Source organism: Mycobacterium numidiamassiliense (assembly GCF_900157365.1).
GTDB lineage: Bacteria > Actinomycetota > Actinomycetes > Mycobacteriales > Mycobacteriaceae > Mycobacterium > Mycobacterium numidiamassiliense.
In genome coordinates, this window is the sequence record NZ_FUEZ01000003.1 from 1,704,369 (window position 1) to 1,726,637 (window position 22,269).

The following is a 22,269-nucleotide window of genomic DNA, read 5'->3' on the forward strand; positions in this document are numbered from 1 at the left end:
GCGCACGGCTCGACGACGACCAATTATTCGCCTGGTGGCGACACCGTCACCGCGTCACCCGGATGCTGTTGGCCAAGCAGCTCAGCGTGACCGACCTCCGGAAGATTGCTCTCGGTCCCGCTGCGCTTCGTCGGCTTCTTCTTCCCCGGCTTCTGCGACTCAGGCGCTGCCCGCACCCCGGACCGGTGGCCGTTGAGCGGCAACCCCACCGACTCGGCCACTATTTCGATGGCCTTCTCGGTGTACACGCGATAGCCGAAATTCGGTAGGTAGCCATGGATTTCGGGCGTGTCGAGGTCGCGCATGAATTGCAGAATCTCGCGGCTGAACACCTGGCCGGGCACCAGCACCGGAAAGCCTGGCGGGTAGGGCGTCACGAAAGTGGCTGACACGATGTCGATTCCAGCGTCCAGCCGCTCGTCGATCTGCTCGCCGCTCAGGTACTCACAATTCGTGTCGTCATAGGAGAGGTAGAACGCCGGGCGGACGTCGCCCTCGGGCGTCGGCTCGGTCCCGCTGTGGTCCAGGAACGCGGGGTGAAAGCCACTGAAATCGGGCAGCGGAACCGGTTGCTTCGTCAGCCGGTGCACCGCCCGCTCGAAATGTTCACGCTCGCCAAGGCTCATCTCGGAAATATTTTCGTCCAGCTCGCGGGCGATACTGACCAGAACCTCCACCAGGAATGCGACCGAGCTACGCGTGGTGCCGATGTTGGTCATGAACAGCACGCTGTTGCGCGACGTCTTGTTGATCTGAATTCCGTAGCGGTCCATCAGCTGTTGGCGCTTGAATGTGTCGCCGTCGTATCCGGTGTTGCCGATGAACAGGGTGATTCGCGACGGGTCGAGCACGAACTCGTCCTGATCCCAGGCCGCCATCATGTTGCGCAGGCCCGAGCGCAGCGGCTGCTCGATGGCCGACGGCCGGAAACTCTCCGGAATCAGATCCGACGTACGAAGGCAGCGCATGTACTTACTGAGCAACGGATGGTTGTCGATCGCGTCGCGCAATTGCATCGCGTTCTCAATCTGCCGCTGCACCAGTTCAACACCCTCGAGTGCGACCTGCCGGCGACCCAGATCCAACGACGCGAGGATCTGATAGTTGGGCGAGGTTGAGGTGTGCGCCATGTAGGCCTCGTGAAAAGGCTCGGCGACCTTCTGGTCGAAGTCCTGGTCGAAGACGTGGATCATCGAACCCTGCCTCAGCGCGGTCAGCGTCTTGTGCGTCGACTGTGTCGCGTACACCCGTACCCGCGCCCGAGCCGGGTCGGGAATGAGGCGACGCTCCAAAAGCGCTTCATCACTTGCTGTTTCGGGGTTTCCGGCCGCGAGGTACTCCTCGTAGTGGCGCTTGCAGTCCGCATCCTGCAACTTCTCGCGCAGCGCCCGTGCCGACGCCATCGCGGTGCGGGTGCGATACACCGGGTGGAAGCGGGCGAACGCGAACCACGCCTCGTCCCACAAGAACACGAGGTCGGGCTTGATGGCGAGGCACTCTTCCATCACCCGCTGGACGTCGTACACGACGCCGTCGAATGTGCAGTTCGTCAGCGACATCATCTTGACGCGGTCGAGCTTCCCCGCGCGCTTCAGCGCCAGCAACTTGGACTTGATCTCACGGAGCGACACCGCGCCGTACATGGAGTAGTCGTTGAGCGGATACGCCTCCAAATAAACGACATTCGCGCCCGCCATCATCATCCCGTAGTGATGCGACTGATGGCAGTTGCGGTCCAGCAGCACGATGTCGCCGGGCGCCACCAGCGCCTGGGTGACGATCTTGTTGGCCGTCGAGGTTCCGTTGGTGACGAAGTATGTGTGGCGAGACCCATAGGCCTGCGCGGCGAGTTGTTGGGCCTCGCGCAGCGGCCCGGTGGGTTCGAGCAGCGAGTCCAGGCCACCGCAAGTCGCCGACGTCTCGGCCATGAACACGTCCAGGCCGTAGAAGCCCACCATGTCCTTGATCCAGTGCGAGTTGACGATCGACTTGCCTTGCGAAATCGGCAGGGCGTGAAAGACACCCGTGGGTCGGTGGCTGTATTGCTTGAGCGCGCTGAAGAACGGCGTGCGGTAGCGGGCCTCCACGCCCTGCAGGATCGACAGGTGCAGTTCCAGCATGCCTTCCCTGGCGTGGAACACCCGGCGGAAGTACTTGCCCAGCCGACCGGCGATGTCCTCCACGTCGATCTCGGTCATCAGGTAGAGGTCGAGCTCGGGCCGCAGGTTCGACAGCGAGACCGCGAGAATCTGTGCGCGCTCCTCGGGTGACTGGTGGTCGGCCAGGTCGTGCGACACGCCAGTGTCGACGAACTCGGACAGGGTGGACAGGTCGCGGGTCGACTGGTGGGAGAACCGCCGCCGGATCACTGCCGCCTGCAGGTTGACGTTGAGCCGCGCCGCGATCAGGGCCTCGTCGCCGCTGGACACCACCACGAGCTCGTAGACGAACTCGTCGTCCGGACGCCGCCACTTGCGCACCTCGTTGCGCAGCGCCCGCTCCTGGTCTTCGGTCATTTTTTCGACGACGAGCACTTCGAAATAGGGGCGGTCGCGCTGCGGCGACGGTTCCTCGAGCCGGCGCGGATCGGACGGAAACATGTCCAGCTCGTCGGCACCGGCGTTGTCCACGTCCCCGGTCCGGTACGACTCGGTGGTCAGCGCCCGGTTGATCCGCACCAGCGTCTGGGCGAACTTGTCGTAGTTGCCCGAGGCGAAAAGCCGTGAGATCCGCGCGAATTGGGGCCAGCCGGGATAGGCCCAGTAGGGTTCGAGGGTGCTCAGCCGCTCTAGCAATTCGCGGCAAATATCGATGTACTTTTCCCGCAACTCCCCCGTCGTGGTCGGCCGCGTCAGGCGATCGGCGGCTTCCTCCAGTCGACACCACGAGTCGCTGCGGACCTGCCACAGGCTGTTGTACGCACGCAAGTGTTCTGTCATGACGGCCTCTTTTCCTTCGCGGGCGACTCCGCTCGGGTCAAGGCTTGCAGACCCAGCCCGCCCACCGGTGGCCAGAAGACAAACACTACGTGTCCTTCGCTTTACGGCCCGGGCACGCGAAGGTAAACGGCGCCGACAGCGCCGCGGGAATGAAGTTGGGCACCAATCGGTTCGTGCTATCCGATGAAGTTTCTCTTGATCACGCTGATCACTCATAATCCCGATCCGGTTTCGGGTGAGAAGAAAAGCCCGGCGCAGCGGCTACATGATGTCGTCGACAAGGCAGTGCTGGCCGAGGAGCTGGGATTCGACGGGTTCGCGGTCGGCGAGCGGCACGAGGATCCGTTCATCTCGTCGTCCCCGCCGGTGGTGCTGAGCAACATCGCGGCGCGCACGTCGAAAATCAGTTTGTTCACCGGGGTTACGACCTTGAGCCTGCTCGATCCCGTTCGCGCCTTCGAGGACTATTCGACGCTGGACAACCTGTCCGGTGGCCGGCTCGAGCTGATCATCGGCAAGGGCAACGGTGCGGCACAGGCCGAGTTGTTCCACGTGACGACCGACGATCAATGGGAGCGCAACCGCGAGGGCTACGAGCTATTCCGTCTGCTCTGGGACAGCGACGACGTCACGTGGTCGGGCCGGTTTCGGCCGCCGCTCGTCCACGCCAAGACACTCCCCCGCCCGTTGCAGAGCCGGATTCGGATCTGGCACGGCAGCGCAACGAGCAAGGATTCGGTCGACCTCGCGGCTCGTCATGGTGACCCGCTCTTCTCCGCCAACGTCAGCCATCCTGTCGAGCCGTACGCCGAGTTGGTTCGCCACTATCGCCAGCGGTGGGAGTTCTACGGCCACCGGCCCGAGGACGCTCTCGTCGGCGCCGGTACCGCGGGGTTCTGCGTCACCCGCACATCGCAGGAGGCGGTGTCCACGTACCGGCCCATGTTCGAGGCACGCCTGGCGTTCGCGCGCCGCGCTGGGATTCCGGCAGTGTTCGAATCGATCGAGGATTTCGTCGAGCGAAGCTCGGCGCTGATCGGCAGTCCCGAGCGGGTGATCGACAAGGTGGGTCGCTACCACGAGCAGCTCGGACACGAGGTGATGCACTTGTCCGCCGATGCGGACGGGGTGACGCCCGCCGCGCAGCGTCGTAGCCTTGAACTGTTCCAGTCCGAGGTGGCACCGTGCCTTCGGGAACGCATTCCCAGCAGGCCGCTCATCGCGCAGTCGGTTCCGAATGATGTTGTGTTCGTTCGACAAAGCACGTAGGTAAGTGAGGATCATGACTAGTAGCGCAGATACCACAGTAGGAACGTTCGAGGCGGCGTGGAACCACTGGCACGCTGAGCGGGAACGCTCTTACGCCGACCCGCTCGGCTGGGTCAGCCTCACCGGCTTGTACTGGATCACCGAAGAATTCGAGACGGTCGCCGACCTTCCGGGACGCTGGCGGGCCGACCGCGAGGCGGTGTACGTCGAGGGCATCGACGGAACCGACCGGCTGGAACCAGTCGAAGGCGCACCGGGATTGCTCGTGCAGGCCGGTGACCGCCGCATCGAGGTGATCCGCCGAACGGGGTCGGTCGCGTTGCGGGTGCATGATCCGAAATCGCCACATCTCAAGGCGTACAACGGTATTCCCGCTTACGCCCCGAGTGAGACGTGGCGGGTCGTCGGCAACTTCACACCGTATGCCGAGCCGAGGGTCGTCACCACCGGCGCCGTCGTCGAGGGGCTCGAGCACCACCTGCGCGCCGTCGGCGCCATCGACTTCGAACTGGCGGGCACCACGTCGCAGCTGATCGCTTTCGGGGACGCGTCGTCCGGCTTGCGCATCCTCTTCACCGACGCCACCAGCGGGTTGACGACATACCCTGGCGCCCGGGTGCTTTCGCTCGATGCCCCCGACGCCGACGGGACGGTGACGCTCGACTTCAACCGTGCGGCCAACCTGCCGTGCGCATTCACCGACTATGCGACCTGCCCCGTGGCACCCACCGAGAACAGGCTTGCCGTCGCCGTGGAGGCCGGCGAAAAGACTCCGCGATGAGCCGGGGCCCGCGGTAGCGGCCGTTTGCGCCTGGATATAGTCGACTATACTTAGCTGACTCGGCGGACGACGCGATCACGTCGATCGGTGGGCGGATTCAACCGTGAGGCGGATCAGTGACGGCGACGCAGTTATCGGCAACACGCTCGGCGCTGACGGTGCTGGTGGTGTCCGCTGCCGCATTTCTCGCCAGCCTGGACCTGTTCATCGTCAACATCGCCTTCCCTGACATCCGGAGGGCCTTCGGAACCGCGGACCTCGGCGCGATGTCGTGGATTCTCAATGGCTACGCACTGGTTTTCGCCGCGTTCATGAACCCGGCGGGTCGGCTCGGCGACAGATACGGTCACCGCCGAATATTCCTCTGGGGTCTGGCCGTGTTCACCGTCGGATCGGCCGCGTGCGGAATCTCTGGGTCGTTCGTCATGTTAGTGGCGTTCCGCGTCGTGCAAGCGTTCGGGGCCGCGATGCTCATGCCGAGCTCGCTGGCGCTCCTGCTAGCCGCTGTTCCCGCCACGCGACGCGCCGCGGCCGTCAGCACCTGGTCGGCGGTGGGCGCCATGGCCGCCGCCCTCGGCCCACCGGTTGGCGGTCTGCTGGTCGAGTTGTCCTGGCGGTGGATCTTTTTCGTCAACGTGCCGCTGGGACTGCTCGCACTCGCCGCAGGCCCCTGGGTGCTCGCCAAAACCAAGCCGACCGGCGCCGGGGTACCCGATCTATTCGGCGCTTTGAGCCTGGTGCTGGGGGTGGGCGCGCTCGTGTGGGCGCTGATCGAATTGCCCGTGGCCGGTAATGGCACGAACGTCGTGGTCGCCACCGTCGGCGCCGGGTGTGCGATGGCGCTGGCCGTGTGGCGCTCGTTACGCCACCCGTCGCCGGCCCTGGATCTCGCCGCGGTGCGGGTGCTGCCGATGTGGTCGAGTTGCCTTGCGCTGCTGCTGTTTGCCGCGGCGTTCGGTGCGATGCTGCTGAGCAGCGTCATGCTGCTCACCGCCGTGTGGGGCAAGGCGCCCGACGTGGCAGGCCTGTGCCTGTCGCCGGGTCCCGTTGTTGTCGTGATCATGTCGCTCACGCTGGCCGGTCGACTGATCGGCAGACTCGGCGTCGGCGCCGTCGCCGCGACGGGGGCGACCCTGTATGTAGTCGGGATCGTGATCTGGCTGTGCCGGGTGGGTCCGCAGCCCGACTACGTCGCCGATTTCCTTCCGGGGCAGCTGTTCACCGGCGCCGGGGTGGGGCTGGTCTTTCCCAGCCTTTCCGCGGTCACCGGCCTGGCGCTGCCCGCGCACCGGTGGGGCGCCGGGTCGGCGCTGATCAACACCGCCCGGCAGCTGGGCACGGTTTTGGGCACCGCCGTCCTGACCATGATCTACCAGCCGGGCATCGACCTAGACACCATCCGGCGCGGCTGGGAGTTCACCGCCGCGGCCGCAGGCACCGCCGCACTCATCGCCGCAGCGCTGGCCCTCTGGCGGACAACCACCACCGAACAACCACAGCGCGATGACAAAATGCCGAGCGAACGGGTCTGCGCCACTTGATGTTTCGCGATCTCACTTCCAGGCGAACACCGGCTGTTCCAGCTCGTCGACCGGGTCGTGTCGGCCCTCCAGGCACAGCCACCGCACCTGCAGCAGCACCGCGCCCGTCGGTGCATGAATGAGGTCATTTCCCAACGGAATTTGGACGACCGGATGCGGGCTCTCCGGGATGCTGATGAACCGCGGCGAGTCGTCGCGCTGTAGCTGGTGCAACCCCACCCGATAGACGGCAACCACCTCGTCGGGTGCGGGACGGGGATCGAGCTTGCCGCCACCCCAGATCACCACCGGCGTGATGACGTATCCAGACCGGGTCGGGTAGTCGTCGAGCATCCCCAAAACGGTCGAGTCGGGCAGCCTGATGCCCACCTCTTCGTCCAGTTCCCGCAGCGCGGCGGCGACAGGGGTTTCACCCGGATCGAGTCGACCGCCGGGCAGCGCCCATTGCGCAGCGTGTGAGGTGAGGCGAGATGCCCTGCGGCACAAGAGAAACGCGGCGCCGCCCGAAACGTCGACCATCCGGCCGTCGAGGCCGGCCTCCATCGGCCGCCCGGCGATCCAGTCGTCCACCGGCGCCGGATCCACCCGGTCCTCACCGACCTCGGAATCGACCACCACCACCGCGACTGCCGCGTGCCGCTTCGTCGGGTCGGTCACGATGCGGCGGTCGTGTCCCGACAAATTCGCCCGGAACCGTTCCCGCAGCGTCTCGTCATAGGTGATCGTCACCGCTCGACCATAGGACGCGAGCGGGCGCCCGCGTCCGTCGGGCTTTTCGACGGTGTGGCGAGTTGACGGAGCGTCTGGCATCGTCGGACACGATGGCCGAAAGGCCTAGCGCTCAGAGAAGGCGGGAGGTCGCAGTGGCTGACATCACCATGGCGATCCTCGCCGACCATGAGTGGTTCCGCGAACAATTCGCCAAGCTGGACGAGCTGCAGGCACAGACACCGGTCAACCGGGGCGCACTCGAGCGGGTTTGGCGCCCGCTCGCCGACAAGCTCGACGTGCACGCCTACATCGAGGAGAAGATCTTCTACCCGCAGCTGCTCACGCGAGGCACCGACGATCCCGAAGGCGAGACTCTGGACGCGATCGGCGATCACAACGACATTCGCGACGGCGTTCGCGACGCCAACGCGGCCGGAGTCGGCACCGAACAGTGGTGGGCGGCGGTCGGCCGTACCCGGGTGGCCAACGACGATCACATGGGTGAAGAGGAACGAGAAGGACTCTCGGACTTTCGCCGCAACGCGCCGATCGGCCTCCGTGAAGCGCTCGGGCAGCAATACAGCGAATTCATGCGACAGCACCCCACCACCAAGGGCCTGACGATCACCGACCGCGACCCGCAACGCTACGTCGAAGAATTCGAGGCCACCCCGCGATCGAAGCCCGACGACTTCTCCCTTCGCATCGGCAGCCTGAAAGGCCAATGAGCCACCGCCGTGCGTACAGTGGACCGCATAACTTATATTGCCTAAGTAATCCACGGCTGCGTAGAAAGAGGTTCGGCGAATGACCCGTTCCGAGAACGACACCTGGGATCTGGCGTCCAGCGTCGGCGCGACCGCGACGGCGGTCGCCTTGCAGCGCGCAATCGCTTCCCAGGGACCGGATCCGCTGCTTGACGACCCCTGGGCCGACCCGCTGGTCCGCGCGGTCGGCTCGGAAACCTTCATCAAACTGCTCGACACCGACCTCGGACAGAACACCGATGCGGTGCTGAGCCGCCAGCCCGTGCGCGAACAGATCACCGTGCGCACCCGCTACTTCGACGACTTCTTCCTGCACGCCACCGGTTCCGGGATCCGCCAGGCCGTGATCGTGGCATCGGGTCTGGACACCAGGGCGTACCGGCTGCCGTGGCCGGCCGCAACGGTGGTCTACGAGATCGACCAGCCCGAGGTCATCGAATTCAAGACGCGCGCGTTGGCCAAGCTCGGCGCCGAGCCCACCGCACAACGGCGCACCGTATCGATCGATTTGCGCGACGACTGGCCCTCGGCACTGGTTGCGGCCGGACTCGACACCGGAGCGCCGACCGCGTGGAGCGCCGAAGGCCTGCTGGTCTACTTGCCGCCGGACGCACAGGACCGCTTGTTCGACAACATCACCGCCCTGTCCGCACCGGGCAGCCGGATCGCGACCGAACACATGGACATGCGCAACATCCCGTCGGACTGGGCGCAGAAGCTCACGGAACGATCGAAGCGGGTCGGTTCCAACATCGACCTTGCCTCGTTGTTCTTCACCGGCGAGCGCAACAACGCTGCCGAATACCTCGCCGGGCACGGGTGGCGGGTCGACGTCCGAACCACCGAACAAGCCTTCGCCGCCAACGGATTTCAGGTGCCCAACGATGAGCTCGCCTCGCTCGGTGGCGATTCCGGCTACTTGTCGGCGACGCTCGCCTAGTTCTGCCTGCCGACCAACTCGGCGACGAACCGATCGAGAAAGCCGTCGAGCGAACCCCCACCTGCGGGCCGGATGACGAACTTCGTCAACCCGGCATCGACGTAGGCGTCGAGTTGCCGATGCAGCTGATCCCAGCCGGCGGCGATCAGCTCGCCGGGATCGACGTCGGGGCGACGATGGCGGGCCGCCGCGACCAGTTCGGGCGGCAACTCACCGTCGGTGACCGCCAGCGAAATGCCGAAGTGATCCGGTTCGATCTGCCTGCCGGCCTGCTCGGCCGCTCGCTCGATCGCCTGGCGTCCGGCCCGCGCCTCGTCCGGGGTGAGGAAGCTGCCCAACCAGCCGTCGGCGAGCGTACCGATGCGCCGAAACGCTGCGGGCGCCGAACCCCCTAGCCAAATATCAAGCGGCGGCGACGGTTTCGGTGTCACCGCGACGCCGTTGACCGTGAAATAGCGGCCCTGGTAGCTGGCCGCGTCCTCGCCCAGCACCAGGCGCAGCACCCGCAGCGACTCGTCGAACACGGCCGCCCGCTCGCCGTCGGGCACTACGAAGAGTTCGCGCTCGGCCGGAATCGCCGACCGCAACCCGAAGGCCGGGAGCACGCGCTTGGGTGCGAGGGCAGCCAGCGAAGCCAGCTGCTTGGCCACCAGCACCGGATGACGTCCCGGCAGCACCGCCACCGAAGTGCCCACCTTCAGCCGCGTCGTGCGAGCGAGCGCATACGCCATGCCCACCATCGGATCCACCGCCGGCGCGTACACCAGCTCGGAGAACCACAGCGAGTCCACCCCGTTGCTCTCCAGATGATCGACAATGCCGGCGAGTTGATCGGGAGCGCTGTCCAGACCCAGCCCGACCCCGAAGCGAATCTTCACCCGCATCTCCCTCCGACTTACTATCCGGCGCCATGACCGACGGTTCTCAAGTGGCCGTAGCGAACTTGCCGGCGAGCTCCACCGCCTCTTGCTGAATCCGCTCGAACTGGGCACCCATCGCTTCGGATAAGGCCGTCGCCCCCGACAGCGGCCGCACCATCACCATGAAGTCGTCGATCAGGCCGTCGTCGTCGAAGTGCAGGAAATCGCAACCGGTGATCTTGACGCCCGGCGCCCCGACGATCCCGGTCTCGAACACCAGCGCGTGGTCGCGACCGTCGCTGCCGTCGATCTCACGCACGTAGCGAAAGTCCTCGAAGGTCCTTAGCACCCCGCGCAAGATCGCCGCCGTGATCGCCTTGCCGACGTACGGCTTGAACGCCACCGGACTGGTGAACACGACGCTATCGGCCAACAGGGCCTGAATCGCCGCCTCGTCTCGTTCTTCGACCGCTTTACGAAAGGGATGCATCACCTCATGGTGCCGGATCTGTCAGGTAGTGCGCGAGCACGGGTCGTAGCCATTCGATGAGTTGGGCGTCGTCCATGCCCACCAGCGGCGGGACGCCCACGATATAGCGGGCGACCGCGAGCCCGAGCAGTTGCGATCCCACCAGGCCGGCCCGCTCGGCGGCGTGATCGGGTGCGACCGCGGCCAGGGCCGGGGCCACCTGGTCGACGAACACTTGGAGCAGGGCATCAGCGGCGGCCCGGTTGGTCGCGGCCGCGCGCAGCAGCGGCAGAAACGGCCCCTCGGGCCCCCAGACCTCGATGAACAGTGGCAGCAACACCTCGGCGATGCGCTCGGGGGCCACATCCGACAGATCGGGGAAGCTGATGTCGAATCGCGAGGCCGCGGCGAAAAGCGCTGCCTTGCTACCGAAGTAGTGCATGACGAGCGCTGGGTCGACGCCGGCTTCCGATGCGATCGAGCGGATGGTCGTGCGTTCAAAGCCGTGCTTGCCGAACTGCGAGCGCGCGGTGGCCAGGATCGTCGACCGGGTGACCTCCCCGTCGCGGATTTTCGCCGGCATGGGCCCCAGTGTATTCAACAATTGTTGACATCGTCCGATCGGGGGCCTAGCGTTGAGTTCAACAGTTGTTGAACTTAGATGGGAGGTCACCAGCCATGACCGTCACAGCGATCCAGATCGGACTCGATCCGGATGTAATCGATTGCAGCTCAGCCGATTTCGCCCAATTTCCCGGCCTGTCCCGAGAGAAGTTGCGGGCCGCGAATGATGACAACCTCGCCGCCCTGCGCGCCGCGGGTTATCACGTCGACAACTGCCTCATCGACTTCGGCGAGGCGGGCGCGGCTAAGGCCCGGCGGTGGCTGACCGCCAAACGGTATGACGCGGTGCTCATCGGCGCCGGGGTGCGACTGGTCGCAGGTAACACCCTGCTCTTCGAGTCGATCGTCAACGCCGCGCACATCAGCCAACCCGGTTGCCGCTTCGTGTTCAATCGCGCGGCCGTACCGACCCCCGACGACATCCGTCGCTATTACCCACACCCCGAGGCGGTGGCGTGATGAGCATCGACAACGTTGATGTCATCGTCGTCGGTGGCGGCCCGACGGGGATGACCGCCGCCGGCGACCTTGCCCGCAGCGGCCGCTCGGTGGTGGTTCTCGAGCGCTGGCCCGCGATTAACCAGTCCAGCCGCGCCTTCGCCACCATGGCCCGTACCCTCGAGGTGCTCGACGCCCGCGGGCTCGCCGACGGCCTGCTGGCAGATGGACACCAGGCGCCGGGCGTCACAATCTTCGGCGGCGCACAGATCGATCTCACCCATCTGGACTCGCCCTACCAATTCGTCATGGTCACGCCGCAGACCAACGTCGATCAGGCACTCGCCGGCTACGCCGTCGCCCAGGGTGCCGATGTCCGCCGCGGCATCGAGATCATCGGGCTCGACCAGGACGCCGATGGCGTGACCGTGACAGCGCGACCACACGGTGGGGGCAACGAATTACGTTGGCGGGCAAAGTATGTCATCGGCGCTGACGGCGCCCACAGCACGGTTCGAGAGCTGGTGGGGGCGGATTTTCCCGGCCGGACCATCCTGTCCTCGATCGTGCTCGCCGACGTCAAGCTCGCGCACGGGCCCTCGGGCGCCGGCCCGAGGCTGCATAGCACTCGCGACGTCTTCGCGTTCCTCGTGCCCTACGACCGTCACGACGCCGATGGCTCGTGGTATCGCACGATGGTCTGGGACCGCAGCAATCAGCTGCCCGACACCGAGCCCGTCGCTCAGGACGAGATCGAGGGTGTCTTTGCACGCGCACTGGACACCGACCCGGGCCTGCTCGAGGTGTCTTGGAAATCCCGGTTCCATTGCGATGAAAGACAAGTCGTGCACTACCGGCACGGTCGAGTGTTCCTGGCCGGCGACGCCGCGCACGTCCACTCCCCCATGGGTGGGCAGGGCATGAACACCGGCATTCAAGACGCGGCCAACCTGGCGTGGAAGGTCGACGCCGTACTCGCTGGCGCCGACGACGCCGTGCTCGACACCTACCACGACGAGCGCCATCCCATCGGCAAACGCGTCCTGGTGCAGTCCGGCCTGATGGCCCGTGGCATTAAGCTGCATCCTCTGCCGGCGCGCAAGATGCGAAACCTCCTGGCGCCCCGCCTGCTTCGCATCCCACGGTTTCGTGACACGATTGCCGGAAGCTTCGCCGGCACAACATTGCGGTACGCCCACCGCAGGGGCGAGAGCTCGTTGGTCGGCACCCGAGCCACACGAATTCCTTTGGTGCACGAGCGAATCACCCAGCTGCAGCGTCAGCCGGGTTTCGTGTTGGTTCGTGAGCGCGGCGCACGTGCGATCGATGCGGAAGGGCTATTGCAGGCCGAGCGGGCCGATGCGGGCCCGGCGGTGCTGGTGCGTCCCGACGGTTATATCGCGTGGGCGGGCGAATCGGCCGACCGGTCCGCATGGACCCCGGTGCTTGCCCGGTGGACCGGCCGCGGTCAGTCCTGCGCGCCGGCAACAGCACTCATGCCGAGCAGTTCCGCCAATTGCGCCGCCGAATAACGGCCCGGCCCAAGGCCATCGCGCACCGCAGAGCGGGCGGCACGTGCCAGCGCCGCGTTGAGGGGCGCCGTGGTGCCGTGCCGGTGCGCGAGCCTGACGATCTCTCCGTTGAGATAGTCGGTTTCCACGTTGCCGGTGTTGCGGCTCAGCGATTGCCAGGTGGAATTGCTCGCTGCGGATTTCCAGCCCGGTATCGGGCGGATGCTGGGTCCGTCCACTCGTGCGGCCTTCGAGGTCTCGAACGAGATGAAGGGAATTCCCGCGTTTCGCAGCACATTCTCGCCCTCCCGGCGCACCGCGGCCACCACCTCGCCGGTGTCGGAATCATCGGCGGATAGGGCACCGACCGCATTGCCCAGATTGCTCAGGAGCTTGTTGTACTTCCACGGCGCCACGTCGTCGGGCGTGCGCACCAAGATCCCGGCGGCACTCCATGTCTGGGCGACAGCGGTGAGCAGGGCGGCGTCGTCGGGCGTGCTGGCCGACGCGGGCCACCGCGCGATGTGGAACTGGCCGGCCAGCGGCCAAGACCGCACGATCACCTCACCGGGTTCGAGGTGCACGGCGGGCAACCACACGCAGATGCCGAATACCCGGGCGAAGTAGCGCAGCGCTTTCTCCTCTGCCGCAACGCCATTCAACGCGGTCATGGCCGGCAGCCGGTCGCCGGCGGCTCCCACCACGCCCTGCGGGCCATACACCGGCTGGTCGACCCACTCCTGCACCGCCGCATCGAGTTGCTGGGTTTTGGTGGTGAACACCAGCACATCGCGGTCGGTCAACCGCACATCCTCCGGCCGGCCCGCCGCGGTCACCGCCGTATGGAAGGTGCCGTCGGGTGTTCGGAGCGTGATCCCCGACGTCGCCAGAACCTCGGCGTGCCGGCCACGCGCCACCAGGACCGTCGGAACGCCGGCCCGCGCGAGAATTGCGCCCACCGTCCCGCCGATGGCACCGGCGCCGATGATCACGTATCTGTAATCGTCTCGATCCGACAACCGCCGCGCCTTTCGTCGAGCCTTCGTACTCTCCCGCGAGAGTACTGGCGCTCGCATCGCCGCGGCTGACCCGTTTAGTCGCTGCTGATGACGTTGGCGGCGGACGCGATGAAATCCCGTGCGGCGCGCGAGAGCGGGCGGGCGGAATTCCAGATCATTCCGACATCGCGATAGGCGTCGGCGTCGGCCAGCCGAAGGATCACCACCCCCGATGTGTACTCGCTGCCGTCGATGGGCATCAGGCTGATGCCCAGTCCGGCGGCAACCAGACCGGCAGACGTGCTCAGGTCGGAGGATTCCAGGGCGATTCGCGGCTGGAATTGTGCTGCGGCACAAAGCTCGTCGAGCAAGCGGCGCATACCGAACCCGGGGTGCATGGTGACGAAGGGTTCGTCGGCGAGATCGGTCATGGACACCTCAGCGACGCCTATGAGCCGGTGGTCGCGGGGCACGGCGACGCCGAGCCGCTGACGAAACATGCTGCGCCAGGCCAATGTTGACTGTGCTGGGCGCGGCGACACCACGCCGATGTCGAGCGAGCCAGACTCCACCGAATCGGCGATCGAAGCGGCGGCGTCCTCCAAGAGCGCGAACGTCACTCGCGGTGATGCCTTGGTGAAATCCGCGATCAGCCGCGGCACCACCGTGTTTCCGAACGAATGCAGGAACCCCAGCCGGATCTCGCTCACGGCGGGATTGGTCAGGTCTTCGATTGCGCGCCGGGCCGAATCGAGCTCCAGCTGGGCGCGGCGGGCGTGCTGGTAGAAGATTCGGCCGTAGGCGTTGAGCGACAGGCGCCTGCCGCGGCGGTCGAACAGCTCGACCCCCAGCCGCTGCTCGAGGCGCGCCAGCATCCGGGTCAACGTCGGTTGCGCAATACCCAGCTGCTCGGCCGCCGCAGTGACGTGCTGGAGCTCCGCGAGTGTGATGAACCACTCATAGTCGCCGTCGCGCACCCGCCTACCTCTTCTTATGTCGTAACAGCATCATAATCCGGCGAATAATTCATTTCCGTTTCGAGCCGGTGCGGCCGAGGATCGTAGTCATGGTTTCGCTGGCTGCCGCACCCTTCAGCAACCAGGCCCACCGGGTGGGTAGCAGCGGTTTCCGGCGGCTGACCGCAGCGGTGTGCTGCGCGGGTGTGGCGAGCTTGGCCGGGATGTACTGCACGCAGGCGCTGCTGCCCGCGTTGTCGGCGTACTACCGGATCTCCCCCACCATCTCCGCGCTCACCGTCTCGCTGACCACAGGAATGGTGGCGTTGTGCATCATTCCGGCAAGCATGCTGTCAGAACGCTACGGCCGCACCCGCGTGATGCTGACCTCCGCGGTGGCGTCCAGCGTCATCGGGTTGCTGTTGCCGTTCAGTCCCTCTCTCGGCGTTCTGATCGCCGGGCGGGCTCTGCAGGGCATAGCACTCGCCGGCGTCCCCGCGGTCGCGATGGCGTACCTCGCCGAAGAGGTGCACGCCTCCTCGCTCGGCTCCGCGATGGGCCGGTATGTCGCCGGAACCACCGTGGGCGGACTGATCGGACGGATCATCCCGTCACTGGTCGTCGACATCAGCAACTGGCGGGTCGCGCTGCTGGCGAGCTCGCTGACAACGCTGGCCGCCACGGTGGCCTTCGCGGTGCTGGTGCCGCGGTCCCGCTACTTCACACCGAATCCCGCCAGCACGCGGGCCACGTTGCACAAGCTCGGCGGCCATCTGCGAAACCCCGTGTTATTCAAGCTTTTCATCCTGAGCTTCGTTCTCATGGGCGGATTCGTCTCGGTATACAACTACCTCGGCTACCGGTTGACCGCCCAACCGTTCGGGTTGGCGTCGTCGATGGTCGGTCTGCTGTTCGTGCTGTATCTGGCCGGCACCTGGTCGTCGGCATTCGCCGGGCGCCTCGTCGACCGCCGAGGCCGTGCGTTCGCACTAGGCATTGCCCTGCCGACCGCGGTGATCGGCCTGCTTGCGACCGGACCGCATGCCGTCGGAATGATCGTCGTCGGCGTGGGCGTGTTCACGGCGGGCTTCTTCGCCGCGCACACCGTGGCGAGCGGCTGGGTGGGCGCGGTGGCCTGGCAGGATCGCGGGCCCGCGGCGGCGCTGTACATGTTGGGCTTTTACCTCGGCGGGTCGGTGGGCGGTGCACTCGGCGGGCTCGTCTACAGCGTCGGCGGGGGGGCGGCCACGGTGACCTTCGTTGGCGCGCTACTGCTGAGTGGGCTACTGCTCGCGGGTTTGTTGATGCGCGACACTAGGGTCCGCGCGGCACCGGGAATAGCCTGCTAGTCAAGGGCGTTGCGGCACCCGAAGCCAACAGACAGGGATAGCGCGATGAAGATCGGAATCTCCACCTTCGTCAACGACGACAGCATCGACACCGTGTCCTTGGCGCGCGCGATCGAAGAGCGCGGCTTCGAGTCGCTGGTGATCGCCGAGCACACACACATACCGGCCAGCCGTGAGTCTGCGTACCCGGGCGGCGGCGAACTGCCGCAGCACTATTACCGCACCCTCGACCCCTTCGTCACGCTGGCCGCGGCCGCCGCGGTGACATCGAAGATCGAACTAGTCACCGGCATTGCGCTCCTCATCGAACGCGATCCGATCATCACCGCCAAAGAAGCCGCCAGCATCGACCTGATCTCCGGCGGCCGGTTCGTGTTCGGCGTCGGAGCCGGCTGGAACATCGAGGAGATGCGCGACCACGGCACCGACCCGAAGACCCGCGGCGCACTACTCGACGAACGCATCGAGGCCATCAGGGCGCTCTGGACCGACGAACCCGCCGAGTATCACGGCAAGTACGTCGACTTCCCGCTGTCCTACAGCCGCCCCAAGCCGGTGCAGCAGCCGCACCCGCCCATCTTCATCGGCGGCAATTCCAACGCCACCGTCAAGCGGGTGATCCGGCACGGGGCAGGCTGGATCTCCAACCCCAACCCGATAGAAGACATCACCCAGCGCGTCGACCAATTGCGTGCTGGCGCAGGTCATGACGTCCCGCTGGCGATGTTCGGCACGCCGTACAACGATCTCGATTACTGGCGCGCCGCCGAGGACCTCGGCTTCGGCCAACTCGCGTTGTTCCTGCCGACCCGGCCGCTCGACGACTCGCTGCGACTGCTCGATAAATTCGCCGGCCAGGTGAGCGCGTACCGCGGCTGAAGCAAATGAACGACTTTGGTATCTGAAACGATTGCGGCGGAAGATAATTCGCTTAAGCGGCCGTAATCGTCGGAGTCGAGATAGTGGTGACCTCGGAGTGCACGTGGCCGTCGGGGCAGCGCACCTCGTATTCAAGCGTGTCGTTACCGCGGTCGAGAAACTGATACTCGGACATTTTCATGCACCGCGGGCAGCGCGTACGGCCGCGTTCGACGGTCACCATATGCATGCCCCCTATATCAACTGCGATGTCGGAAAAATACCCCGTTCAGCGCTGATTAATCATTGATTCGCGAAACGGGTTTCGGGGTCGTTGATCCCGGAGACCCTGCAATGGCAAGCCGCCTGAAATCGAAAAGAGGAGACCTCGCGTGGGAGACAGCAGCAACGCACCGAACGTGCCGAAGGATGCCAGGAAGACGACTGAGGAACAGCGCGAGACCGAGGAGCTATTGGAGCATCGGGACGACGATCCAGACGCCCCGGGCCTGCACCAGTCTCGGCATCAGACCGCCGACGAGACGACGCGATAGGACAGACGAACGGTGTCGACCAATCCGGATGCGCACCAGTGACGTTGGTCGGGCGCCCTGACGGGGTGCCCGGCTCCGCCGCGGGCATTGTCCGGCACAACCACCAACAAAAGGCGTTCGGCGAAAACCCGGCGTCGCGAACCCGGTGAATGGTTCTCTTATTACGACGAGGCCGGCCCCAAAGCCCGCCTCGCCATTGTCCTTATTTAAGGGTTGGATTTGAGAGGGAAGTCAGTGGTCTTCCGCGCAGACCAGGAAATCGGCCGCGATCTAGCCGCCGTCGATTGGGCATCCACTCCGCTCGGACCCGTGGAGGGATGGCCGCAAAGTCTCCGCACCTCGGTAAACATCCTGCTTGCATCCCGGTTTTCGATGTGGATGGCGTGGGGTCCGGAGCTGACGTTCTTTTGCAACGCCGCCTATCGCCGGGACACGTTGGGCCGCAAGTACCCCTGGGCGTTGGGCCGGCCGGCCCGAGAAGTGTGGGCGGAGATCTGGGACGATATCGGCCCGCGCATCGAGCGCGTCCTGTCTACCGGGGAAGCGACGTGGGACGAGGCCCTGATGCTCATCCTGCAGCGGTCGGGCTACTCCGAGGAGAGCTATCACACGTTCTCCTACAGCCCGTTGCGCGACGAGGACGCACAAGTTGTCGGCATGCTGTGCGTGGTCAGCGAGGACACCGACCGGGTGATCACCGAGCGCCGCATGACGACGCTGCGAGAACTGGGCTCTGACCCAACCGTCGTACGCACGGAGCGCCAGATGCTGGACTTCGCCGCCGGCCAGCTCGCCAGGAATCCCTACGACCTTCCGTTCACCCTGACGTACTTGTTCGGCGACGACGGCGACGCCCACCTCGCCGGGGTCAGCGGCATCGCGCCCGGCCATCCGGCGGCGCCGGAGACGCTGCCGGGCAGCGGCCCGTCGCTGTGGCCGGTCGACAAGGCCGTGCGCGGCGAGGCCGAACTGATCGAGCTCATTGGGGGCGAATGGAACGTGCCGGCCGGCGCCTGGAACGAGCCACCCTGTCAGGCGCTCGTGGTGCCGCTGTTGCAGCAGGGCGGTTCGCCACTGGGGTTTCTGGTCGCCGCGCTGAACCGGCACCGCGCATTCGACGACGCCTACCGCGGCTTCGTCGAGCTGGTGGCCGCACACATCGCCGCGGGGGTGGGCAGCGCACGCAGCTACCAAGCCCAGCAGCGGCGTGCTGAGGAACTGGCCGAACTCGACCGGGCGAAGACCGCTTTCTTCTCCAACGTCAGCCACGAGTTCCGCACCCCGCTCACCTTGATCCTCGGGCCGGTCGACGAATTACGTAGCCGCACAACAGGTATCGATGACCATACCCGCGAGGAGCTGGATCTCATCCACCGCAACGGTTTGCGGCTCGCCAAGCTGGTGAACACCCTGCTGGACTTCTCGCGCATCCAGGCCGGGCGAATGCAGGCTCAATTCGAGCCCGTCGACCTACCGTCGTTCACAGCTGAACTGGCCAGCATCTTTCGGTCGGCGATCGACCAGGCCGGCCTGACGTTCACTGTGGACTGTCCGCAGCTCGACCAGCCGGTGTACCTGGACCGCGAAATGTGGGAAAAGGTCGTCCTCAATCTGCTTTCCAACGCGTTGAAGTTCACCTTCGAGGGCACGATCACCATCCGGGTACGTCAAGAGGACACCGAAGCGGTTGTCACCGTCACCGACACCGGTATCGGAGTGCCCGCCGCAGAGATCCCGCAACTTTTCGAGCGTTTCCACCGCATCGAGTCAGCACGCGCACGCTCGACGGAGGGCAGCGGCATCGGGCTGGCGTTGGTCAAAGAATTGGTCGGGCTGCACGGTGGGACCATCACCGCCGATAGCGAGGAGGGCGTGGGCACTACCTTCACCATCCGGCTGCCCTTCGATGCGGCCCATCTGCCGGCCGACCAACTCGCCAAGCCCAAAAGCGCCCGCGCGGCCGGCGTGATCGCCCAATCGTACGTGCAGGAAGCCCTGCGCTGGCTGCCGGCGGACACCATTTTCGCCCCGCCCGACACCAGCACGACGGCGACGATGACCGCGGTCACCCCAACCCTGCCCAGCGGCGAACGGGTCCGCGTGTTGATTGCCGACGACAACGCCGACATGCGGGCTTACCTGAGCCACCTGTTGCGGACTGCCGGCTACGAGGTCAGTGATGTCACCGACGGTCAGCAGGCCCTCGAGGCGATTCACGCGCGCGCGCCCGACCTGCTCATCAGTGACGTCATGATGCCCGAGCTGGACGGGCTGCAACTGCTCGCCGCGCTGCGCCGCGACCCGCGCACCGCGGCCCTGCCCGTCCTGCTGCTGTCTGCACGCGCCGGCCCGGCAGCCTCGATCGAGGGCCTGCTGACCGGCGCCGACGACTACCTCGTCAAACCATTCGCCGCCGCGGAGCTGCTCGCCCGGGTGCGCGCCAATGTCGAGTTGGCGCGGCTGCGTAACCACCAAGCGCGCTGGCGCTCCGCTCTGGTCGACTCATTGCAGGAAGCGTTCTTTGTCTGCGACGAGCGTGGTGCCGTCATCGAGATCAACAACACTTTCACCGAGACACTCGGCTATGGCCCCGAAGGGCTGCCCTACGACGCCCCCCACCCATGGTTTCCTGATGCCACGACGGAGCCAGAAGCCCACCGTCTGGTCCGACAGGCGCTCGCGGATCTGCTGAACAAAAGCCGCGGCACTTTCACGACTCCCGTTACCCACCGGAATGGACACCGGCTGTGGGTCGCGGCCAACTTCAACCACGCCCAAGATCCCGACTCGGGACGCCGAGTCATGGTCGGCACCTTTCGCGACGTCACTGCCGAGCACTACTTGGTGCAGCGCCAGACCGCGCTGGCCGCCCTCAATCAGCAACTGGCTCAAGCCGATACGTTGGATGACGCGCTGTACGGGTCCGCCGAGGTACTGCGTCACGTGTGGCACGCCAGGCGCGTTCTGCTTGTCACCTTCCCGTCCAGCGCTGTTGCGGAAACTGATGCGCCGGGGCTGGTTTGCGCAGGCGCCGCCGCCCAGTGGGCCGACCTGCCGGCGGGTCAGAAACAGCTGATCGAGTCGCTACGGGACGCAGACCTGCTGACCACCGGCACCGGAGAGGCCGGCACAGCGGGCATCTCGCTGCAGCATCCGCAAGGGGTGCTCGTCGTCTGGGTCGAGTTGTCCGAGCAACGGCCCTTCACCCCTGAAGACCACACTCTGCTCACAGTCCTGGCCGGGCGGCTCGGTCAAGGCCTGCACCGCGTCTACCAGCTGGACTCCCAACGCGAAACCGCCCTGGCGTTCCAGCACTCCATGCTTGACCCCACGGGTCTGCCGCGCGGCTTCACCGTGCGCTACCTTCCCGCGGCCCGCCCGTTGCAGGTCGGCGGCGATTGGTATGACGCCGTCGATCTCGACGACGGCCGCGTCGCGCTGATCGTCGGCGACTGTGTCGGTCACGGTTTGGCGGCAGCCACCGTGATGGGTCAGCTTCGCAGCGCCTGCCGCGCGCTGCTGCTTGAGCGGTCCAGTCCAAGCGCTGCGCTCGCTGGGCTGGACCGCTTCGCCGGCCGGCTGCCCGGCGCCCGCTGCGCCACCGCCTTCTGCGCGGTGCTCACCCTCGACACCGGCGAACTCGTGTACTCCAACGCGGGTCACCCGCCGCCGATCATGGTGCACGCCGACGGCACTGCCGTGACGCTGGACGGTGAACACGGACTGCCCCTGGCGCTGCGGCCGGACTGGACGCGCCCCGAAACCCGTGTCACCATCCCGGCACGGGCGACGTTGCTGCTCTACACCGATGGACTGGTCGAACGCCGGGGCAGTTCAATCGACGACGGCATGGACCGCGCTGCCGAGCTCGTGCAAGAGGGCCGGTCGCAGTCGCTCGATGAGGTGGCAGACCATCTCATGTCCCGGCTTGAGCCCGCAGGTGGATATCTCGACGACGTGGCCATCCTGCTCTACCGGCAGCCCGGTCCATTCGAGATGAAGTTCACCGCCGACGCCACCCAGCTCGCGCCGAGCCGTGCCGCCCTCCGCAACTGGCTGGCAAAGGCTGGAGTGGGCCCCGATCAGATCGTCGACGTGCTGATCGCCAGCGGCGAAGCCGTCGCCAACGCAATCGAGCACGGCCACCGCGACTACCCCGAGGGCACTATCTGGTTGTATGCGACCGCGTACGTCGACGGGCTGCACCTGACCGTCGTCGACACCGGCGCCTGGAAGGAACCGCACGACGTCCCTGCCGAAAATCGTGGCCGCGGGATCGCGCTCATGCGCGGCCTCATGGAGGACTTAGCCATTCACCCCAGCAACACCGGAACTACAGTGCATATGTACGCAAGGATCGCCTGATGGCCACACCGCTCACCTTGAATACCGCCCGCGGCGCCGACGGCGCCGCCCGGGTCGTTGTCGAGGGTGAGATCGATCTGAGCAATATCGCGGAGTTCACCCAGGCCATCGCCCACGCCCGCGCGGGCACCCGCAAGCCGATAACCGTCGATCTGGGCGCGGTCAGATACATCGACAGCGCCGGCATCAATGTGCTGTTCGACCATGCCGACGAAGTCGACCGGCTGCACCTCATCGTTCACCCCGTGCTGGTTCGGGTCCTCACGATCAGCGGGCTGAGCAGCATCGCGACCGTCGAATCCGCGCAGACGTCACCGCGCGAAGACGAAAGCGGCTAGC

At 66.0% G+C, this 22,269-nt stretch carries 20 protein-coding genes; 12 read left to right on the forward strand and 8 right to left on the reverse strand.

The annotated features are described in order from the left end of the window. Window positions 1–23: 23 nt before the first annotated feature. Window positions 24–2,939, reverse strand: a complete 2,916-nt coding sequence (locus MNAB215_RS07970; RefSeq protein ID WP_077078214.1) for an aminotransferase class I/II-fold pyridoxal phosphate-dependent enzyme — start codon at window positions 2,937–2,939, stop codon at window positions 24–26. Window positions 2,940–3,122: 183 nt separating this feature from the next. On the opposite strand from MNAB215_RS07970, the gene MNAB215_RS07975 reads away from it, so the two are divergent. The 3 genes from MNAB215_RS07975 to MNAB215_RS07985 all read left to right on the forward strand — a co-directional run bounded on the left by MNAB215_RS07975 (window position 3,123) and on the right by MNAB215_RS07985 (window position 6,530). Then, window positions 3,123–4,208 (forward strand): LLM class flavin-dependent oxidoreductase, encoded by a 1,086-nt coding sequence (locus tag MNAB215_RS07975; protein ID WP_077078215.1) that lies wholly within the window; start codon window positions 3,123–3,125, stop codon window positions 4,206–4,208. A gap of 13 nt (window positions 4,209–4,221) precedes the next feature. Beyond that, window positions 4,222–4,989 carry a DUF1684 domain-containing protein gene (locus MNAB215_RS07980; protein WP_077078216.1) on the forward strand — a complete coding sequence of 256 codons (768 nt, stop codon included), beginning with the start codon at window positions 4,222–4,224 and terminating at the stop codon, window positions 4,987–4,989. 116 nt (window positions 4,990–5,105) lie between these two features. Then, window positions 5,106–6,530, forward strand: coding sequence for an MFS transporter (locus MNAB215_RS07985; protein ID WP_077078217.1), 1,425 nt, complete (start codon window positions 5,106–5,108; stop codon window positions 6,528–6,530). Window positions 6,531–6,542: 12 nt separating this feature from the next. Here the strand turns inward: MNAB215_RS07985 and MNAB215_RS07990 are convergent, their stop codons facing one another. Further along, the gene (locus tag MNAB215_RS07990; RefSeq protein WP_077078218.1) at window positions 6,543–7,259 is read right to left on the reverse strand and encodes an NUDIX hydrolase; all 717 of its coding nucleotides are present in this window, start codon (window positions 7,257–7,259) and stop codon (window positions 6,543–6,545) included. Between the two features lie 134 nt (window positions 7,260–7,393). On the opposite strand from MNAB215_RS07990, the gene MNAB215_RS07995 reads away from it, so the two are divergent. Both MNAB215_RS07995 and MNAB215_RS08000 read left to right on the forward strand, forming a co-directional pair. Further along, window positions 7,394–7,969, forward strand: a complete 576-nt coding sequence (locus MNAB215_RS07995; protein ID WP_077078219.1) for a hemerythrin domain-containing protein — start codon at window positions 7,394–7,396, stop codon at window positions 7,967–7,969. Window positions 7,970–8,048: 79 nt separating this feature from the next. After that, window positions 8,049–8,948 carry a class I SAM-dependent methyltransferase gene (locus tag MNAB215_RS08000; protein ID WP_077078220.1) on the forward strand — a complete coding sequence of 300 codons (900 nt, stop codon included), beginning with the start codon at window positions 8,049–8,051 and terminating at the stop codon, window positions 8,946–8,948. Here MNAB215_RS08000 and MNAB215_RS08005 read toward each other — a convergent pair. From MNAB215_RS08005 to MNAB215_RS08015, 3 genes are read right to left on the reverse strand one after another with little or no spacing between them, the layout of a single operon-like run. Further along, window positions 8,945–9,826, reverse strand: coding sequence for a TIGR03854 family LLM class F420-dependent oxidoreductase (locus MNAB215_RS08005; protein WP_077078513.1), 882 nt, complete (start codon window positions 9,824–9,826; stop codon window positions 8,945–8,947). The genes MNAB215_RS08000 and MNAB215_RS08005 overlap by 4 nt on opposite strands. A gap of 46 nt (window positions 9,827–9,872) precedes the next feature. Then, window positions 9,873–10,298, reverse strand: a complete 426-nt coding sequence (locus tag MNAB215_RS08010) for a nuclear transport factor 2 family protein (protein WP_077078514.1) — start codon at window positions 10,296–10,298, stop codon at window positions 9,873–9,875. A gap of 4 nt (window positions 10,299–10,302) precedes the next feature. Continuing rightward, window positions 10,303–10,860: a TetR/AcrR family transcriptional regulator gene (locus MNAB215_RS08015; protein WP_077078221.1), complete on the reverse strand. Its 558-nt coding sequence runs from the start codon at window positions 10,858–10,860 to the stop codon at window positions 10,303–10,305. 95 nt (window positions 10,861–10,955) lie between these two features. Here MNAB215_RS08015 and MNAB215_RS08020 point away from each other — a divergent pair, with 95 nt between their 5' ends. Both MNAB215_RS08020 and MNAB215_RS08025 read left to right on the forward strand, forming a co-directional pair. After that, a complete protein-coding gene (locus tag MNAB215_RS08020; RefSeq protein WP_077078222.1) occupies window positions 10,956–11,360 on the forward strand; it encodes a hypothetical protein in 405 nt (134 codons plus the stop codon). Next, window positions 11,360–12,871 (forward strand): FAD-dependent oxidoreductase, encoded by a 1,512-nt coding sequence (locus tag MNAB215_RS08025; RefSeq protein ID WP_083746035.1) that lies wholly within the window; start codon window positions 11,360–11,362, stop codon window positions 12,869–12,871. Before MNAB215_RS08020 ends, MNAB215_RS08025 begins: the two co-directional genes overlap by 1 nt. Here MNAB215_RS08025 and MNAB215_RS08030 read toward each other — a convergent pair. Both MNAB215_RS08030 and MNAB215_RS08035 read right to left on the reverse strand, forming a co-directional pair. Next, window positions 12,808–13,869, reverse strand: a complete 1,062-nt coding sequence (locus tag MNAB215_RS08030; protein WP_245830163.1) for a ketopantoate reductase family protein — start codon at window positions 13,867–13,869, stop codon at window positions 12,808–12,810. The genes MNAB215_RS08025 and MNAB215_RS08030 overlap by 64 nt on opposite strands. 74 nt (window positions 13,870–13,943) lie before the next feature. Continuing rightward, window positions 13,944–14,825, reverse strand: coding sequence for a LysR family transcriptional regulator (locus MNAB215_RS08035; RefSeq protein ID WP_077078224.1), 882 nt, complete (start codon window positions 14,823–14,825; stop codon window positions 13,944–13,946). Between the two features lie 89 nt (window positions 14,826–14,914). Here MNAB215_RS08035 and MNAB215_RS08040 point away from each other — a divergent pair, with 89 nt between their 5' ends. Both MNAB215_RS08040 and MNAB215_RS08045 read left to right on the forward strand, forming a co-directional pair. Further along, the gene (locus tag MNAB215_RS08040) at window positions 14,915–16,153 is read left to right on the forward strand and encodes an MFS transporter (RefSeq protein WP_077078225.1); all 1,239 of its coding nucleotides are present in this window, start codon (window positions 14,915–14,917) and stop codon (window positions 16,151–16,153) included. Window positions 16,154–16,198: 45 nt separating this feature from the next. Further along, window positions 16,199–17,032, forward strand: a complete 834-nt coding sequence (locus MNAB215_RS08045) for an LLM class F420-dependent oxidoreductase (protein ID WP_077078226.1) — start codon at window positions 16,199–16,201, stop codon at window positions 17,030–17,032. A 52-nt stretch (window positions 17,033–17,084) separates the two neighbouring features. Here the strand turns inward: MNAB215_RS08045 and MNAB215_RS30480 are convergent, their stop codons facing one another. Then, a complete protein-coding gene (locus tag MNAB215_RS30480; RefSeq protein WP_281253292.1) occupies window positions 17,085–17,207 on the reverse strand; it encodes a hypothetical protein in 123 nt (40 codons plus the stop codon). Between the two features lie 196 nt (window positions 17,208–17,403). On the opposite strand from MNAB215_RS30480, the gene MNAB215_RS29655 reads away from it, so the two are divergent. The 3 genes from MNAB215_RS29655 to MNAB215_RS08055 all read left to right on the forward strand — a co-directional run bounded on the left by MNAB215_RS29655 (window position 17,404) and on the right by MNAB215_RS08055 (window position 22,268). After that, complete coding sequence (locus tag MNAB215_RS29655) at window positions 17,404–17,565, forward strand: hypothetical protein (protein WP_165691535.1); 162 nt, start codon at window positions 17,404–17,406, stop codon at window positions 17,563–17,565. A 234-nt stretch (window positions 17,566–17,799) separates the two neighbouring features. Next, a complete protein-coding gene (locus MNAB215_RS08050; protein WP_245830165.1) occupies window positions 17,800–21,930 on the forward strand; it encodes a SpoIIE family protein phosphatase in 4,131 nt (1,376 codons plus the stop codon). Then, entirely contained in the window at window positions 21,930–22,268 is a 339-nt protein-coding gene (locus MNAB215_RS08055) for an STAS domain-containing protein (protein ID WP_077078228.1), read from the forward strand. The genes MNAB215_RS08050 and MNAB215_RS08055 overlap by 1 nt, the downstream gene beginning before the upstream one ends. The last annotated feature ends 1 nt before the right edge of the window (window position 22,269 follow it).

What these genes read in the sequence shown, in the direction of transcription:
- MNAB215_RS07975 (WP_077078215.1), top strand. Translation starts at nt 3,123, where the DNA reads ATGAAGTTTCTCTTGATCACGCTGATCACTCATAATCCCGATCCGGTT.
- MNAB215_RS08045 (WP_077078226.1), top strand. Translation starts at nt 16,199, where the DNA reads ATGAAGATCGGAATCTCCACCTTCGTCAACGACGACAGCATCGACACC.
- MNAB215_RS08015 (WP_077078221.1), bottom strand. Translation starts at nt 10,860, where the DNA reads ATGCCGGCGAAAATCCGCGACGGGGAGGTCACCCGGTCGACGATCCTG.
- MNAB215_RS30480 (WP_281253292.1), bottom strand. Translation starts at nt 17,207, where the DNA reads ATGTCCGAGTATCAGTTTCTCGACCGCGGTAACGACACGCTTGAATAC.
- MNAB215_RS08000 (WP_077078220.1), top strand. Translation starts at nt 8,049, where the DNA reads ATGACCCGTTCCGAGAACGACACCTGGGATCTGGCGTCCAGCGTCGGC.
- MNAB215_RS08025 (WP_083746035.1), top strand. Translation starts at nt 11,360, where the DNA reads ATGAGCATCGACAACGTTGATGTCATCGTCGTCGGTGGCGGCCCGACG.
- MNAB215_RS07970 (WP_077078214.1), bottom strand. Translation starts at nt 2,939, where the DNA reads ATGACAGAACACTTGCGTGCGTACAACAGCCTGTGGCAGGTCCGCAGC.
- MNAB215_RS08020 (WP_077078222.1), top strand. Translation starts at nt 10,956, where the DNA reads ATGACCGTCACAGCGATCCAGATCGGACTCGATCCGGATGTAATCGAT.
- MNAB215_RS07980 (WP_077078216.1), top strand. Translation starts at nt 4,222, where the DNA reads ATGACTAGTAGCGCAGATACCACAGTAGGAACGTTCGAGGCGGCGTGG.
- MNAB215_RS08055 (WP_077078228.1), top strand. Translation starts at nt 21,930, where the DNA reads ATGGCCACACCGCTCACCTTGAATACCGCCCGCGGCGCCGACGGCGCC.
- MNAB215_RS08010 (WP_077078514.1), bottom strand. Translation starts at nt 10,298, where the DNA reads ATGCATCCCTTTCGTAAAGCGGTCGAAGAACGAGACGAGGCGGCGATT.
- MNAB215_RS08040 (WP_077078225.1), top strand. Translation starts at nt 14,915, where the DNA reads ATGGTTTCGCTGGCTGCCGCACCCTTCAGCAACCAGGCCCACCGGGTG.